Origin of the sequence: Streptomyces sp. 1222.5 (assembly GCF_900105245.1) — a bacterium.
Classification (GTDB): Bacteria; Actinomycetota; Actinomycetes; order Streptomycetales; family Streptomycetaceae; genus Streptomyces; species Streptomyces albidocamelliae.
Genome location: NZ_FNSZ01000001.1, coordinates 4,369,097 through 4,385,728 on the forward strand (window position 1 = coordinate 4,369,097; position 16,632 = coordinate 4,385,728).

Sequence of the window (16,632 nt, forward strand, 5' to 3'; positions counted from 1 at the left end):
CCTTCCCGTTCTGCTCGCCGTCCGCCGGCCCGCCGCCTACTTCGGCTGCGGCTTGCGGATGCTCAGGTGCAGCTCGCGCAGGCGGGCCTCGTCCAGCTCGGTGGGGGCACCCATCATCAGGTCCTGGGCGTTGCCGTTGAGCGGGAAGGAGATCGTCTCGCGGATGTTGGGCTCGTCCGCGAGGAGCATGACGATGCGGTCCACGCCCGGGGCGATGCCGCCGTGCGGCGGGGCGCCGAAGCGGAAGGCGCGGAGCATGCCCGCGAACTTCTCCTCGACGGTCTCGCGGTCGTAGCCCGCGATCTCGAAGGCCTTCAGCATGATGTCCGGCTCGTGGTTCCGGATCGCGCCGGAGGACAGCTCGACACCGTTGCAGACGATGTCGTACTGCCAGCCGAGGATGTCCAGCGGGTCCTGGGTCTCCAGGGCCTCCAGGCCGCCCTGCGGCATCGAGAACGGGTTGTGGGAGAAGTCGATCCCGCCGGTCTCCTCGTCCTTCTCGTACATGGGGAAGTCGACGATCCAGCAGAAGCGGAAGACGCCCTCCTCGAAGTGGCCGGCGCGCTTGGCGGCCTCCACCCGGACGGCACCCATGATCTTGGAGACCTCGTCGTACTCGCCCGCGCCGAAGAAGACGGCGTGGCCGGGGGCCAGGGAGAGGCGCTTGGTCAGCTCGGCGACGTTCGCCTCGGTGAGGAACTTCGCGATCGGGCCGGAGAGCGTGCCGTCCTCGGCCACACGCACCCAGGCCAGGCCCTTGGCGCCCTGCTCGACGGCGAACTCACCGAGCTGGTCGAAGAACTTGCGGGGCTGCGCGGAGACGTCCGGCACCGGCAGGGCGCGCACGTGCTTGCCCGCGAACGCCTTGAACTCCGAGCCCTCGAAGACATCGGTGATGTCCACCAGCTCCAGCTTGGCGCGCAGGTCCGGCTTGTCGGAGCCGTACTTCGCCATCGCCTCGCGGAACGGGATGCGCGGGAAGGGAGAGGTGACGTGGCGGCCGCCGCCGAACTCCTCGAAGAGCTCCGTCATGAGCTTCTCGATGGGCTGGAAGACGTCCTCCTGCTCGACGAAGGACATCTCCACGTCGAGCTGGTAGAACTCGCCCGGCGAGCGGTCGGCGCGGGCGTCCTCGTCGCGGAAGCAGGGCGCGATCTGGAAGTAGCGGTCGAAGCCGGAGATCATCAGCAGCTGCTTGAACTGCTGCGGGGCCTGCGGCAGCGCGTAGAACTTGCCCGGGTGCACACGGGAGGGGACCACGTAGTCGCGGGCGCCCTCGGGCGAGGTGGCGGACAGGATCGGCGTCGCCATCTCGTTGAAGCCCATGGCGACCATCTTGTGGCGGATCGCGGAGATCACGGCCGTGCGCAGCATGATGTTGCGGTGCATGCGCTCGCGGCGCAGGTCCAGGAAGCGGTACTCCAGGCGCCGCTCCTCGTTGACCCCGTCCTCGGCGTTGATCGTGAAGGGCAGCGGGGCGGCCGCGCCGAGCAGCTCGACCTCGGCGACCTCGACCTCGATCTCACCCGTGGGCAGGTCGGAGTTCACGTTCTCGGTTCCACGTGAAACAACCTGGCCGTCGACGCGGACCGTGGACTCCTTGGACATCTTGTCCAGGGCCTCGTACGCCGGGGTGCCGGGGCGGGCGACCAGCTGGGTGATGCCGTAGTGGTCGCGCAGATCGATGAAGAGGATGCCGCCCAGGTCGCGCCGATTGTGCAGCCAGCCACTCAGCCGGACGTCGGTACCGACGTCAGAGGCGCGGAGCTGGCCGCAGGTGTGGGACCTGTACCGATGCATCGTCGTTCATCGTCCTTCGTGGTGGGGTTCTCTCCTGCCGGCCTCGCGGACCGGCGGGAACGGGCACGGGGCCCGGACCCATCAAGGGTACCGGGCACCCCAAGATCGGCTCCCCACCATTACGGCCCACGGGTCCGCGGTACCGGGGCCGGTGGCGGCCCCCGGCGGCGGGCATCGGCGGCGGGCATCGGCGGCCCACGGTGGCAGCTATCGATCGGATCTTCTTAAAGTGGGTCAATGCGCACTGGCGAGCCCCTGCCGTCCGTGGGCGACGTCCTCGCCGCCCTCGCGACCGGTCTGTGGCACTGGGACACCGCCACCGGCCTGGTCAGCGTGGACGCGGAGGCGGCGCGGCTGCTCGGCCTGCCCCCCGAGTCCGCCACCCTCACCGAGGCCCAGACCCGGGCCCGGCTGCACCCGGTCGACTGGAACGAGATCACCGGCGTGGTCCAGCTCGCGGCGGCCGAGGGCACCCTCGCCGAGGTGCGCATCCGGATCATGGACCCGCGGGGGAACGTCCTGCGGGTCGTCCGCAGCCGCTCCAAGCCGTCCTTCGACCCCGAACGGCGGGCGTACGAGCTCATCGGCACCCTCCAGGAGGTGACCGAGCCGACCCCCGGCACGGCGGCGGGGCGCAGCGCGGTCACCGGGGACTGGCGGCGCTCGCGGGAGGCGTTCCTGCTGGACGCCGGCCGGGCGCTGGCGGAGGCGCGCTCCACGGCGGAGGTGCTGCGGGTGGCGGGCGCCCTGTCGATGCCGGGGTTCTCCCCGGACGGGCTCGTGGTGTTCGGGGTGGAGGGCGACCGGCTGACGATCATCGGTCACCACGGGCATCAGCCGGGCGACATCCGGCCCTTCTCCGACATGCCGCTCGCCGCGGACTACCCGGCGGCGGAGGTGGTGCGCTCCGGACGCGCGGTGTACGTGGCCTCGCCGGAGCAGTACGAGAGCCGCTACCCGGCGATCTGGCCCTACGTCGAGCGCTTCGGCCGCCACTCCTGGGCGTTCCTGCCGCTGACGGTGGCCGGACGCACGATGGGCGCCTGGATGGCGGCGTTCACCTATCCGGTGGCCTTCACCCCGGACGAGCGCGCCGTACTGACGACGGTGGCGCGGATGCTCGCGCAGGCGCTGTCCCGGGCCGGCGCCGCGGAGTCCGAGCGGGAGCTGACCGAGGGCCTGCAGCGCTCCATGCTGCCGTCGCTGGGCCCGGAGATCCCGGGGATGCGAGTGGCCGCCCGCTACATCCCGACCGGCGGCGGACTGCAGGTCGGCGGCGACTGGTACGACATGATCCCGCTGCCCTCGGGCCGTTTCGCGCTGGTCATCGGGGATGTGCAGGGGCACGACGTACGGGCGGCGGGGCTGATGGGCCAGCTGCGGATCGCCCTGCGCGCGTACGCCTCGGAGGGGCACCGTCCGGACGCCGTCCTCTCCCGCGCCTCCCGTTTCCTGCACGGCATCACGCACGACTCCCGGGACGAGAACCTGGCCGACCTCCGCTTCGCGACCTGCGTGTACGTGGAGGCCGACCCGGCGACCGGAATGCTGGAGATCGCCCGCGCCGGGCACCCGGACCCGGCGATCCGGATGGCCGACGGCACGGTGATGATGCGGCCGACGGCGGGCGGGCTGCCGCTGGGCATCGATCCGGACGCGGACTACCCGACGACCCGTTTCGCGCTGGAACCCGGCGAGACGATGATGCTCTGCACCGACGGCCTGATCGAGACCGGCGGCCACGACATGGCGAGCGGCTGGCGGCGGCTCCGAGCGGTCCTGGAGGACCACGACGGCGACGCGGAGACGCTGGCCGACGCACTCGTGCAGGCGGTGCACGGGCCGTCGTCGCACCACACCACCGGGCCGCTGGCGGACCGCCGCGAGGACGACATCGCCCTGGTGCTGCTGTGCCGGGCCGGGGAGGGTCACGACTGCGTCGACACCGGGACGGCGCGGCCCGCGGTGCGGCGCACGCTGCTGTCGGTGGCGCAGGACGAACCCGAACGGATCGCCGAGGCCCGCCAGCACCTGCGGGAGCTGCTGCACGACTGGGCCTCGGCGGAGCAGGTCGACTCGGCGGTCCTGCTGGTCTCCGAGATGGTCACGAACGTCCTCGTCCACACCGACGCCGACGCGCTGCTGCTCGCCGAGGTGGCCGGTGCGGACGGCCGGCGGCTGCGGGTGGAGGTCACCGACGCGGGGGACGACCTCCCCCACCGGCGCCGCCCCGGCGAACTGGCCTCCTCGGGCCGCGGCCTGATGCTGATCGAGCTTCTCGCCGACACCTGGGGAGTCGCCCCCCGGGGCCGGGGCAAGAGCATCTGGTTCGAGCTCTACGAATCGGCCGGGACGGGGGACGAGGGCTCCGCCGCACCGGTCGTTCCGGTCGAATCCGCGGCCCCCGCCCGGGCGGACGAGTAGGACGACGAAGCCCCGTAGGGGCCTGGCCTTGGGAACCGGCTGGACAGGCCGGGTCCGGCTAGGCTCTCGCGCCCCGCGGGAGGCGGGGTCCGACCGGTCGGACGGGCCACGCCGGTCACCGAGGTCGCGCGGGCCGGCCGCGCGGGTGGGACGACGGCGATTCCGGCCGGGCGGAAGGAGCCCGGGCGGGCCGGCCCGGAGCGGGCCGGTGCCGGAGCCGGCCACCGGGGGGCCGCCCGGGGCCGGTGGATCTAGGAGGCCGGCCGGTCCGGCGGGGTGCTCGGGGACGGACCGGTGGGCGGGGCCGACGGGGTGCCGGAGGGTTCGGCCGGACGGTCCTCGCCGGAGGCAGCCGTGCCCTGCGGGCCCCGGCCGCCGTAGCGGTCCCTCAGCTCCTGGGCGACCGAGAAGGCCGCGGCGGTCAGCGGGACCGAGAGCAGCATGCCGAGGATGCCCGCGACGGAGGCACCGGCGGTGATGGCCAGCAGCACCACCGCCGGGTGCATCTGCACGGTCCGGCTCTGGATGACCGGCTGGAGCACGTGCCCCTCCAGCGCCTGCACCGCCACCACCACCCCGAGCGCCCACAGCGCGATGACGAATCCCCGGTCGGCCAGGGCGACCAGCACGGCCACCGCGCCGGAGATGAAGGCGCCGAGGTAGGGGATGTAGGCGCCGACGAAGACGAGCGCGCCGAGCCCCACCGCGCCGGGCACCTGGAGGATCAGCAGGCCCACGGTGATGCAGACAGCGTCGATGAGGGCGATGAGCGTGGTCCCGCGCATGAACCCCTCGACCGCGCGGAAGGCCCGCCGGGCCATGGCCTCGACGGTGCCGGAGGCGCCGCCGGGCACCACGGAGCGCAGGGCGTTCAGAGCCCGGTCGGCGTCACGCAGGAAGAAGAAGACGAGCAGCAGCGCGAGCACCGCCGTGGCCATGCTCTCGCCGACCACGCTGACCCCGCTGATGACGCCGGAAGCGGCCGTCCCGCCGAACTTGCCCAGCAGCTCGCGCGAATTGGCGGCGAGATCGTCGAGCCCGGTGCCGGCGGCGCCGAAGTGCCGGGCGACCGACTTGGCGGCGAGCCGGAGCGAGACGAGGATCTGGTCGCCGCTGTCGATGAGCGCGGCGACGACGATGTACACGGCACCGCCGACGACGGCGACGACCGCGACGCACGTGAGCCCGGCCGCCAGCGACCGCTGCACCCCGGTCCGCACGAGCCGCCGGTACAGCGGCCTCAGCAGCGCGGTGCCGAGCAGCGCGAGCAGCACCGGCGTGACGGCCGTACGGAACTCGCCGCACAGCCGTACCCCCACCCAGCCCACCCCGGCGGCGAGCAGCAGCACGGCGCACCAGGCGGCGAACCGGCGAACGGGGTCGGGCAGCAGCGACACACCCCCAGCGGATCATGGTCGCCGGTGGCTGTCCTGCCGCGCGGGGCCGGGCGGGTGAGCGCTCGCGGCGCCGCACGTGCGGGTGGCCGCGCGGGTTTCCGTCAAACCCGCGCGGCCACCGTCCCCCGGGCCCGAGGGCCGCTCAGTGCCGGGCCCGGGGGGGGTGCTTCCGTCAGGCCTGCGGGCCGCTCTCCGTCATGCCGTGCACGGCGGGGACCGTGCCCAGACGGCCCTTCTGGAAGTCCTCGAAGGCTTGCATCAGCTCGTCCTTGGTGTTCATGACGAACGGGCCGTAGTGGGCCATCGGCTCGCGGATCGGCTGTCCGCCCAGCAGCACGACCTCCAGGTCCGGCGTGTGGGAGTCCTGCTTCTCGTCCGCGCGGACGGTCAGCGAGGAGCCCGCGCCGAAGACGGCGGTCTGGCCCAGGTGGATCGGCCGGCGCTCGGCGCCGACGCTGCCGCGGCCCGCCATGACGTACGCCAGGCCGTTGAAGTCCTCGCGCCAGGGCAGGGTGATCTCGGCACCCGGCGCCAGGGTCGCGTGGATCATCGTGATCGGCGTGTGCGTGACGCCCGGGCCCTCGTGGCCGTCCAGCTCGCCGGCGATGACGCGGAGCAGCGCGCCACCGTCGGGCGAGGTGAGCAGCTGGACGTTGCGGCCGCGGATGTCCTGGTAGCGCGGGGCCATCATCTTGTCCTTGGCCGGGAGGTTCACCCACAGCTGGAGGCCGTGGAAGAGGCCGCCGGACACGACGAGGGCCTCCGGCGGGGCCTCGATGTGCAGCAGGCCCGAGCCGGCGGTCATCCACTGGGTGTCGCCGTTGGTGATGGTGCCGCCACCACCCTGCGAGTCCTGGTGGTCGAAGATGCCGTCGATGATGTAGGTGACGGTCTCGAAGCCGCGGTGCGGGTGCCAGGGGGTGCCCTTGGGCTCGCCCGGCGCGTACTCCACCTCGCCCATCTGGTCCATCATGATGAACGGGTCGAGGTGGCGGTAGTTGATCCCGGCGAACGCGCGGCGCACCGGGAAGCCCTCACCCTCGAAACCGCTCGGAGCGGTCGTGACGGTGAGCACGGGGCGTGCCACGGCGTCGGCGGGAGCGGTCACGCGGGGCAGCGTCAACGGGTTCTCGACGGTCACTGCAGGCATGGTGGGTACCTCCTTGGTACGCCCACTTTAGTTGAGCGTTGAACTTCTTGTCACCCCCAACAGAACGGGCCCGGAGGGAATTCCCTCCGGGCCCGCCATGGGGGTCTTCTCGGTTCAGACACCGCCGTACATGCGGCGCATGGCGAATTCGACCATCTGCTCGACCGCCTTGGCGTCGAACACCATCCGGTGCTCGCCCTCCATGTCCAGAACGAACCCGTAGCCGGTGGGCAGCAGATCGATCACCTCGGCGCCGGTGATGACGAAGTACTTGGACTCCTTGCCCGCGTATCGCCGCAGCTCCTTGAGGGAGGTGAACATCGGGATCACCGGCTGCTGGGTGTTGTGCAGGGCCAGGAAGCCGGGGGTGTCACCGCGGGGGCAGTACACCTTCGACGTGGCGAAGATCTGCTGGAAGTCCTCGGCGGCCATCGAGCCCGTGGTGAAGGCGCGCACCGCGTCCGCGAGCGAGGGCGGGGACGGCTCGGGATAGAGCGGCGGCTGCTGGCCGTACCCCCCGACACCGCCCGGCATCTGCTGCTGCGGCGGCACGTACCCCTGCTGCGCGGCGCCACCGTCCATGGGCTGGCCGTATCCGTACATGCGCGCAAGAGTACCGAGCGCGGGCTGCGCCGGCCGCCCCCTTCCCCCCACCGAAGAAAACCGGCCGGTCACCCGCCTTCCGCCGGGATACCGGAGCGGCCGGAAGGGCTGCACATGAGGAGGGTGGAGTAGACCCTTCTCACACTTGGCAGGGCAGGGGTTGCTTCTTATTACCGACGGGTAGCATCATCGTAGCTACTTGTTGGTACGTGAACCAGATGCGAGGAGTCAGTGCCTCGCCGATCCCTCAACGGAGCAGTCGCCATGGGGCACTACAAGTCGAATCTCCGCGACATCGAGTTCAACCTCTTCGAAGTACTGGGGCGCGACAAGGTGTACGGCACCGGCCCGTTCGAGGAGATGGACGTCGAGACCGCAAAGAGCGTCCTGGAGGAGCTGACCCGCCTCTCCGAGAACGAGCTGGCCGAGTCCTTCGCCGACGCCGACCGCAACCCGCCGGTCTTCGACCCGGAGACCAACACCGCGCCGGTCCCGGCGTCCTTCAAGAAGAGCTACAAGGCCTTCATGGACTCGGAGTACTGGCGGCTCGGCCTGCCCGAGGAGATCGGCGGCACCACCTCGCCCCGCTCACTGATCTGGGCCTACGCCGAGCTGATCCTGGGCGCCAACCCGGCCGTCTGGATGTACTCCTCGGGCCCCGCGTTCGCCGGCATCCTCTTCGAGGAGGGCAACGAGGTCCAGAAGCACATCGCCAAGGTCGCCGTGGACAAGCAGTGGGGCTCCACGATGGTGCTCACCGAGCCCGACGCGGGCTCCGACGTGGGCGCCGGCCGCACCAAGGCGATCCAGCAGGAGGACGGCTCCTGGCACATCGAGGGCGTGAAGCGCTTCATCACCTCCGGTGAGCACGACATGGAGGAGAACATCCTCCACTACGTCCTCGCCCGCCCCGAGGGCGCCGGCCCCGGCACCAAGGGCCTGTCCCTCTTCCTCGTCCCGAAGTACCTCTTCGACTTCGAGACCGGCGAGCTGGGCGAGCGCAACGGCGTCTACGCCACCAACGTCGAGCACAAGATGGGCCTCAAGGCCTCCAACACGTGCGAGATGACCTTCGGCGACAAGCACCCCGCCAAGGGCTGGCTGATCGGCGACAAGCACGACGGCATCCGCCAGATGTTCCGCATCATCGAGTTCGCCCGCATGATGGTCGGCACGAAGGCGATCTCCACGCTCTCCACCGGCTACCTCAACGCGCTGGAGTACGCCAAGGAGCGCGTCCAGGGCCCGGACCTGGCCAACTTCATGGACAAGACGGCGCCCAAGGTCACCATCACGCACCACCCCGACGTGCGCCGCTCGCTGATGACGCAGAAGGCGTACGCGGAGGGCATGCGCGCCCTCGTGCTCCACACCGCCTCCGTCCAGGACGCCATCCAGCTCAAGGAGGCGAACGGCGAGGACGCCTCGGCCGAGGAGGCGCTGAACGACCTGCTCCTGCCCATCGTCAAGGGCTACGGCTCCGAGAAGGGCTACGAGCAGCTCGCCCAGTCGCTGCAGACCTTCGGCGGCTCCGGCTTCCTCCAGGAGTACCCGATCGAGCAGTACATCCGGGACTCCAAGATCGACACCCTGTACGAGGGCACCACGGCGATCCAGGGCCAGGACTTCTTCTTCCGGAAGATCGTCCGCAACCAGGGCGCCGCGCTGAACTCCCTCGCCGAGGACATCAAGAAGTTCCTGGCGCTCGGCACCGGCGGCGAGGACCTGTCCGGCGCCCGCGAGCACCTCGCCAAGGCGGCCGTGGAGCTGGAGGCGATCGTCGGCCTCATGCTGACCGACCTCGCCGCCACCGAGCAGGACACCAAGAACATCTACAAGGTGGGCCTGAACACCACCCGCCTGCTCATGGCCTCCGGTGACGTCGTCGTCGGCTACCTGCTGCTCAAGGGCGCCGCGATCGCCGCCGAGAAGCTCGCCACCGCCTCGGCGAAGGACAAGGCGTTCTACACCGGCAAGATCGCCGCGGCGAAGTTCTTCGCGGCGAACGTCCTGCCGGGCGTCACCCTCGCCCGCAAGATCGCCGCCGGTGTCGAGCTGGACCTCATGGAGCTGGACGAGGCCGCGTTCTAGACCCGGCGAGGCCGCGTCCACCGGCCGGCGAGGCCGCCTTCCGGACCGGTCGGGACCCGCTCCCGACCGGCCGGGACCGCGTTACCGACGTTCCGGACGACCCCGTCGATACCCCGCACGGGCCCGCTCCCCATTCCCGGGAGCGGGCCCGTGCACGTCGTTAAGGTGAACCCATGAGCGCACCAGCCCGCTTCGACCGCGGCCACACCGACGACCTGATGTCCTTCCTGGCGGCAAGCCCCTCGCCGTACCACGCCGTGGCGAACACCGCCGAGCGGCTGGAGAAGGCGGGCTTCCGTCAGGTCGCCGAGACGGACGCCTGGGACGGGACGAGCGGCGGCAAGTACCTGCTGCGCGGCGGCGCGATCGTGGCCTGGTTCGTGCCCGAGGGCGCCGCACCGCACACCCCCTTCCACATCATCGGCGCGCACACCGACTCCCCGAACCTGCGGATCAAGCCGCGCCCGGACAGCGGGGCGCACGGCTGGCGTCAGGTGGCCGTGGAGATCTACGGCGGCCCGCTGCTGAACTCATGGCTGGACCGGGACCTCGGCCTGGCCGGCCGGCTCACCCTGCGCGACGGCTCCACCGTCCTGGTCGACGTCGACCGGCCGCTCCTGCGGGTCCCCCAGCTCGCCATCCACCTGGACCGCACGGTCGGCACCGACGGGCTCAAGCTCGACAAGCAGCGGCATCTCCAGCCGGTCTGGGGCCTCGGCGGCGACGTCCTGGACGGCGACCTGATCGCCTTCCTGGAGCAGGAGGCCGGGCTGGAGGCGGGCTCGGTGACCGGCTGGGACCTGATGACGTACCCGGTGGAGCCGCCCGCCTACCTGGGCCGCGACCGGGAGCTGGTGGCCGGCCCGCGCATGGACAACCTGCTGTCCGTGCACGCCGGCGTCGCCGCCCTGGTGGCCGCCGCGACCTCCGGGGCCGAGCTCACCCGCATCCCCGTGCTGGCCGCCTTCGACCACGAGGAGAACGGCTCCCAGTCCGACACCGGCGCGGACGGCCCGCTGCTGGGCACGGCCCTGGAGCGCTCGGTGTTCGCGCGCGGCGGGTCGTACGAGGACCGGGCGCGCGCCTTCGCCGGCACGGTCTGCCTGTCCTCCGACACGGGGCACGCCGTCCACCCCAACTACGCCGAGCGGCACGACCCGACGCACCACCCGCGGGTCAACGGCGGCCCCATCCTCAAGGTCAACGTCAACAACCGCTATGCCACGGACGGTTCGGGCCGCGCGGTGTTCGCCGCCGCCTGCGAACGGGCCGACGTCCCGTTCCAGTCCTTCGTCTCCAACAACTCCATGCCGTGCGGCACCACCATCGGACCCATCACCGCGGCCCGGCACGGGATCCGCACGGTCGACATCGGTGTGGCGATCCTCTCCATGCACAGTGTCCGCGAACTCTGCGGCGCCGACGACCCGTTCCTCCTGGCGAACGCCCTGACCGCGTTCCTGGAGGGCTGACCGCCGGCCCGCGCCTCCGGGCCCCCTCGTACGCCTGAGTTCTCGTCACCGTCCGTCGTGGGCATGCCCCAAGCCGCGCCGGGTACCCGGTTGCCACCGGAGATTCCGGAACCGAAAAGGGGAGGCGACTTCTCATGGGGCTCGGAGGATGCATCATCCTCATCGCCGTGGGGGCCATCCTCACGTTCGCGACCGACTGGCAGATGCACGGCGTCAACCTCACCATCGTCGGAGTGATCCTGATGGCCGTCGGCCTGATCGGCGTCGCCACGTTCAGCGGAATCGCCCGGCGCCGCAGGGTGGTCGTGCCCCCGACGACGCCGGTGGTGGAGGAGGAACCCCTGCACCACCGCCGCGCCGACGGGTACACCGAGGGCTACCGCGACGGGTACGGCGTATGACTCCCGCCGCCGTCCACCCGCGGGTGACATCCCACCCGCGGGTGAGAGGCACGGTCAGGGACAACTGACACGGGTGTCACCGGAGTCGGTGGTGCAGGAGTCGAAACCCGTACCGCCGTCCGCCGTGTCGTTGCGGGCCACCCCGTCCGTGGTGATCAGACGGTCGTTGCCGGACGAGCCGGTCAGGGTGTCGTTGCCCGGACCGCCGTACAGCGTGTCGTCGCCGAGGCCGCCGTCGGCGTAGTCGTCGCCGAAGTCGCCGTGGACGGTGTCCCGGCCGCCGCCCGCGCGGACGACGTCGTTACCGCCCAGGGCACAGATCACGTCGTTGCCACCCGTGCCGGTGAGGGTGTCGGACCCGCTGGTGCCGACGATCGTGCAGCCACGGGCGTTGCCCACGCCCGTGGTCGCCGCGGCCGTGTTGTCCGCCGGTGCCGGGTCGGTCTGCGTGGCGGTCACCGTGGCGGCGTTCCTGAGCGTGCCGGTCGTCCGCGGCTCGGCGACCACCGTCACCGTGGCACTCGCGCCCGGGGCGAGCGAACCCAGCGAGCAGGTGGCACCGGTGGCCGAGGTGAGGGTGCAACCGCCCTGGCCGGTGGTGGCCGACACCACGGTCGCCTGCACTCCCGACAGCGCGTCGCCGAGTGTGACGCCGGAAGCGGACCCCGGGGACGCGGCGGAGTTGGTCACGCGCACGGTGTACGTGGCCCGGTCCCCCAGATCGACCGAGGACGGGCCCGTCGTGGTGACGGAGAGGTTCGCGCCGGCCGGAGGCGGCGGGGTGCCGGCCCCGCCCAGGAAGCGGGCCAGGGCGAAGTCGGTGTTCTGGCCGCCCTGTCCGGCGGCCACGATCCTGCCGTCGGACTGGAGCGCCACCCCGTGCGCCACGTCGCTCCCGCCGAAGCCCGTGGTCGCCCGGCCTCCGGACCCGAAGCCGCCGTCCAGGCTGCCGTCGGGGTTGTACCGCAGCACGGCGAACCCTCCGCCGGACCGGCCGCCCGCGGTGACGATCCTCCCGTCGCCCGGCTGCACGACCACGTCCTCGGCGAAGGCGCCGGTCGTGAGGACCCTGCCGTCCCCGTCGAATCCCGTGTCCAGGGTGCCGTTCGTGTTGTACCGGGCCATCGCCAGCCTGTCGTCGCTGTGGCCCGCCGCGACGATCCTGCCGTCGGGCTGGACCGCCAGACCCTCCACGGACTCGTAGGCACCGAAGTCGGTGCGTTCGATGCCGTCGCCGCCGAAACCGGTGTCGAGACTGCCGTCGGCGTTGTACCGGATCACGACGAAGTCGAAGCGGGTCGTCCCCACCTCGCCCCCGACGACGATCTTTCCGTCCGGTTGCAGTGCCAGGGCCCGTAGGTCGCCGCCCTCCTCCAGGGAGGGTGACAGAGCGGTGGTCGCCATGCCGTCGCCGTCGAAGCTCCTGTCCAGGCTGCCGTCCGGGTTGTACCGCGCCACGGCGGCACGGCCACCGACATAGCCCGCGGCGACGATCCTGCCGTCGGGCCGCACCGCGACGTCCATGGCCTCCTCGGGGCGGCCGAAATCGGTGAACACGAAGCCGTCGCCGTCGAAGCTCCTGTCCGGACTGCCGTCCGGGTTGTAGCGGGCCACCACGAACCAGCAGCAGTCCTCGTAGTCCCGCCAGGCGCTCCCGACCACGACGATCTTGCCGTCGGGTTGCACGGCCACGCCGCGCGCCTGGTCGTCCAGCCCTTCGGGACCCAGCGGGGTGGTCACCGTCCCGTCGCCGCCGAAACCGGTGTCCGGCGTGCCGTCGGGAAGGTGCCGCGTCAGCGCGAAGTCGCCGTCGTGCGAACCGACGGAGACGATCCTGCCGTCGGACTGCAACGCCACGTCGTTGGCCTGGTCGAGGCCGCCGAGATCGGTGAGGACCCTGCCGTCACCGCTGAACGAGGGGTCCAGGTCCCCCGGCGCCGCGACCGCGGTACCGGGCAGGGTGAGCAGGAGTGCCAGCACGCTGCCGGCCACGGTCGCGGACCGCGCGGTGAGAGACCGGCGGCGCTTCTCGCGGAACCGGCGCCACGCCGATCGCACATGAGGGGTGAGCATGCGAAACAGCGTTCCGGCACTCGCACACGGGTCCGGCCGCCACGAGCCGGGTTGCGCCCATCGGACGCGGAGATCCATCCCGGCGGGTGAGCCGGCCCTCGCACGGCCGGCTCCCGGACCGGGCCGCCGGGACCTGTCGTCCGGTCGCAGGGCGCTCGGGTCGGCCGACGAGGCACCGTGAGCCAGGCCGGCCTGAAACAAGCGACAGGCCGGCCCTAGCCCGCGTCCATCCCCGCCAGCACCAGGGGCAGCCGGTGCGCCGCACCCTCGGCGAGGCGGATCGGGACGCCCCAGTCCTGCTGGTGGACGTGGCACGCGGGGTGTGCGGCGGCGGAGTCGTCGTCGCAGCTCGCCGCCATGGCCGAGACGTGCAGGACGCCCTCCGCGACGGCCGGGTTCAGCTCCAGCTCGCGGGAGAGGTCCGTGTCCGCCCCCTCGCCCTTGAGCAGCAGCTCGGGCGGGGTCGAGGAGACCAGCAGCCGGGTCGAGGGACCGTGGCGGGTGTCCAGCCTCTGGCCCGCGGGCGCCTCGAAGATCACGTCGAGGCGGAGCGCGCCCGGGGCGACCTCGGTCGCGGCACGCCGCGTGCGGTGGGCGACCGCGTCGACCCCGACCGCCTCCTCGGGCAGCCGCAGCCGGGTGAGCCGGTGCCGGGCCGACTCGACCACCACGATGTCCGTGCCGACGAGGACGGCGTCGCTGGGCTCGCGCAGATCGGTGGCGAGCGTGGTGACCTCACCGGTGGCCGGGTCGTAGCGGCGCAGGGCGTGGTTGTAGGTGTCGGCGACGGCGACCGAGCCGTCCGGCAGGGCGGTGACGCCCAGCGGATGCTGCAGCAGCGCCTCGCCCGCCGGGCCGTCCCGGTGCCCGAAGTCGAACAGGCCGGTGCCGACCGCCGTACGCACGTGCCCGTCCCGGTCCACCCAGCGCAGCGCGGAGGTCTCGGAGTCGGCGACCCACAGCCGGTCGGCGGTGGCCGCGAGACCGGAGGGCTGCGCGAACCAGGCCTCGGCGCCCGGTCCGTCGACCAGGCCCTCGTTGGTGGTGCCGGCCGCCACGGCGACCGTCCCGGCCTCCGGGTCGTACGTCCACAGCTGGTGCACGCCCGCCATGGCGATCCACACCTTGCCGCCGAACACGGCCACGTCCCACGGCGACGACAGGTCCGTCCCGCGGGCCGGGCCGGAGGTCGCCGCACCCCGCCACCACTGCCGGCCGGTGCCGGCCAGGGTGGTCACGGCACCCGTGGCGAGGTCGAGCCGGCGCAGGGCGTGGTTGACGGTGTCGGCGACGACGACCGCGCCGTCGTCGAGGAGCGCGAGGCCCTGCGGCTCGTTGAAGGAGGCCTCGCCCGGACCGCCGTCGGCGAAGCCGCGCGCACCGGAGCCGATGCGCCGCACGACGGTCTCGGCGTCCTCCGCCAGCTCCACCAACTGGTGCCGTGTGCTGTCGCTGACGAGGAGGTGCCCGGACGGCAGGAGTAGCGCCTTGCCCGGGAAGCGCAGGGCCGTCGGCCCCGGCTCCGGCGGCACGTACGGGCCGTCACCGCGGCGCAGGGTGCCCTTCGCCTCGTACTCGGCCTCCAGCTCCTCGACCAGCCGCTCGATGGCGTGCACGTGCCCCTCGCCCGCGTGCTGGGCGACGACGTACCCCTCGGGATCGATCACGACGAGCGTCGGCCAGGCCCGGACCGCGTACTGCTTCCACGTGGCGAGCTCGGGATCGTCCAGCACCGGGTGCTCCACGCCGTAGCGCTCGACGGCGTCCACGACCGCCTGGTGCTCGGCCTCGTGCACGAACTTCGGCGAGTGCACCCCGACGACCACCACCGTGTCCCGGTGCCTCTCCTCCAACTCCCTGAGCTCGTCGAGGACGTGCAGGCAGTTGATGCAGCAGAAGGTCCAGAAGTCCAGGATCAATACGCGCCCCCGGAAGTCGGCGAGCCTCAAATCCTTCCCACCGGTGTTGATCCAGCCGCCCTTACCGGTCGGCTCGGGGGCACGGACACGTACGCGCTTCGCCATGCTTCACCCAACCACGGCACCGACCTGCGCTATTTCCGCCCGGCGGGTGGCCGCTCCCGGATATCTCCCCCCACTTCTTCCGGGCCCGTGACGATCACGCGCCGTCGGGGAACGGTTACCGCATGAGATTTCTCGTACGCGACCGCATCCTCGGCATCGGCGACGACTGGTGGATCGAGGACGAGCACGGCCGGAAGGTGTTCCTCGTCGACGGCAAGGCGATGCGGCTGCGGGACACCTTCGAGCTGAAGGACACCCAGGGGCGGGTCCTGATCGACATCCACCAGAAGATGTTCGCCCTGCGCGACACCATGGTGATCGAACGGGACGGCGAAGGGCTGGCCAGGATCAAGCGCAAGCGGCTGTCGCTGCTGCGCAACCACTACCGGGTCTCCCTGGTGGACGGCACCGAGCTGGACGTCAGCGGCAAGATCCTGGACCGCGAGTTCGCCGTCGAGTACGAGGGCGAACTCCTCGCGGTGATCTCCCGGCGCTGGCTCTCCCTCCGGGACACCTACGGCGTGGACGTGGTACGGGAGGACGCCGACCCGGCTCTGCTCATCGCCGTGGCGGTGTGCGTGATCCACCTGGCGGAGAAGGAGGGCGAGGAACAGGACTGAACACGACCGGGCGGGGCTGGGGACTACCCGTGGGCCCGGCCCGGGAGCCGCCCACCGGCCACGGAACGCGAGAGCGGCGCTTCTGGGCGGGCAGGGGCTGCCGTGGGCTCTGCGTCGGGAGTGGCGTGGGCTCTGCGTCGGGAGTGGCGTGGGGCCTGGAGCGCGGAAGGCCCTGAGCAGCGCAGGCCCGGCGAGCGGCACACACCGCTGCCCGCCGGAGGAGGCGGCCGGGAGAGGCCGACCCCCGCCGGAGAAGGCGGCCGGGAGAGGCCGACGCCCGGCGACGGAGGCGGCTTCGGACGCCGGTCCAAGCCGACGATCGCGGCGCGGTCAGCCCGGCGCCCGCTGACGGGGCGGCTTCGGAAACCGGTCCCCGTCGCCGGAAGCCGCAACGCACGACCGGCCCCGCCGACGAAAGCGAGGGCAATGCGGGAAGCCCGGCCCCCGCTGGCCGAGGTGACTCGGAAGGCCGACGCCCCCACTGGCCGAGGTGACTCGGAAGGCCGACGCCCGACAGGGCCGCTCGGGAAGGCCGACGCCCGCCGACGGAGGCGGCTGCGAAAGGCAGACTCCCGCC

Annotated in this window: 11 protein-coding genes; 5 read left to right on the forward strand and 6 right to left on the reverse strand. The window is 72.0% G+C overall.

The genetic code is table 11. From position 1 onward, the window contains the following. Positions 1-36: 36 nt before the first annotated feature. Positions 37-1,800 carry an aspartate--tRNA ligase gene (aspS, locus tag BLW57_RS19565; RefSeq protein WP_093476163.1) on the reverse strand — a complete coding sequence of 588 codons (1,764 nt, stop codon included), beginning with the start codon at positions 1,798-1,800 and terminating at the stop codon, positions 37-39. A gap of 237 nt (positions 1,801-2,037) precedes the next feature. Between aspS and BLW57_RS19570 the strand changes: the two genes are divergently transcribed. Beyond that, complete coding sequence (locus BLW57_RS19570; protein ID WP_093476164.1) at positions 2,038-4,224, forward strand: SpoIIE family protein phosphatase; 2,187 nt, start codon at positions 2,038-2,040, stop codon at positions 4,222-4,224. Between the two features lie 251 nt (positions 4,225-4,475). On the opposite strand, the gene BLW57_RS19575 is transcribed toward BLW57_RS19570, so the two are convergent. The 3 genes from BLW57_RS19575 to BLW57_RS19585 form a co-directional block, all read right to left on the reverse strand. Further along, on the reverse strand, positions 4,476-5,621 hold the full coding sequence (locus BLW57_RS19575; protein WP_093476166.1) for an AI-2E family transporter: 1,146 nt from the start codon (positions 5,619-5,621) through the stop codon (positions 4,476-4,478). A gap of 172 nt (positions 5,622-5,793) precedes the next feature. Beyond that, positions 5,794-6,771: a pirin family protein gene (locus tag BLW57_RS19580; RefSeq protein WP_093476167.1), complete on the reverse strand. Its 978-nt coding sequence runs from the start codon at positions 6,769-6,771 to the stop codon at positions 5,794-5,796. Positions 6,772-6,885: 114 nt separating this feature from the next. Then, positions 6,886-7,374, reverse strand: a complete 489-nt coding sequence (locus BLW57_RS19585; protein ID WP_073887538.1) for an SseB family protein — start codon at positions 7,372-7,374, stop codon at positions 6,886-6,888. Between the two features lie 264 nt (positions 7,375-7,638). Between BLW57_RS19585 and BLW57_RS19590 the strand changes: the two genes are divergently transcribed. The 3 genes from BLW57_RS19590 to BLW57_RS19600 all read left to right on the forward strand — a co-directional run bounded on the left by BLW57_RS19590 (position 7,639) and on the right by BLW57_RS19600 (position 11,338). Continuing rightward, positions 7,639-9,465 carry an acyl-CoA dehydrogenase gene (locus tag BLW57_RS19590; RefSeq protein WP_093476169.1) on the forward strand — a complete coding sequence of 609 codons (1,827 nt, stop codon included), beginning with the start codon at positions 7,639-7,641 and terminating at the stop codon, positions 9,463-9,465. Between the two features lie 173 nt (positions 9,466-9,638). After that, positions 9,639-10,937: a M18 family aminopeptidase gene (locus tag BLW57_RS19595; RefSeq protein WP_093476170.1), complete on the forward strand. Its 1,299-nt coding sequence runs from the start codon at positions 9,639-9,641 to the stop codon at positions 10,935-10,937. Positions 10,938-11,071: 134 nt separating this feature from the next. Beyond that, positions 11,072-11,338 (forward strand): DUF6458 family protein, encoded by a 267-nt coding sequence (locus tag BLW57_RS19600; RefSeq protein ID WP_073887509.1) that lies wholly within the window; start codon positions 11,072-11,074, stop codon positions 11,336-11,338. A 54-nt stretch (positions 11,339-11,392) separates the two neighbouring features. Here BLW57_RS19600 and BLW57_RS19605 read toward each other — a convergent pair whose 3' ends face one another. Both BLW57_RS19605 and BLW57_RS19610 read right to left on the reverse strand, forming a co-directional pair. Further along, on the reverse strand, positions 11,393-13,411 hold the full coding sequence (locus tag BLW57_RS19605) for a DUF11 domain-containing protein (protein ID WP_093476172.1): 2,019 nt from the start codon (positions 13,409-13,411) through the stop codon (positions 11,393-11,395). A 215-nt stretch (positions 13,412-13,626) separates the two neighbouring features. Further along, positions 13,627-15,435 carry an NHL domain-containing thioredoxin family protein gene (locus BLW57_RS19610; protein ID WP_093476173.1) on the reverse strand — a complete coding sequence of 603 codons (1,809 nt, stop codon included), beginning with the start codon at positions 15,433-15,435 and terminating at the stop codon, positions 13,627-13,629. A 122-nt stretch (positions 15,436-15,557) separates the two neighbouring features. Between BLW57_RS19610 and BLW57_RS19615 the strand changes: the two genes are divergently transcribed. Continuing rightward, entirely contained in the window at positions 15,558-16,055 is a 498-nt protein-coding gene (locus tag BLW57_RS19615) for an LURP-one-related/scramblase family protein (protein ID WP_093476175.1), read from the forward strand. Positions 16,056-16,632: the final 577 nt, after the last annotated feature.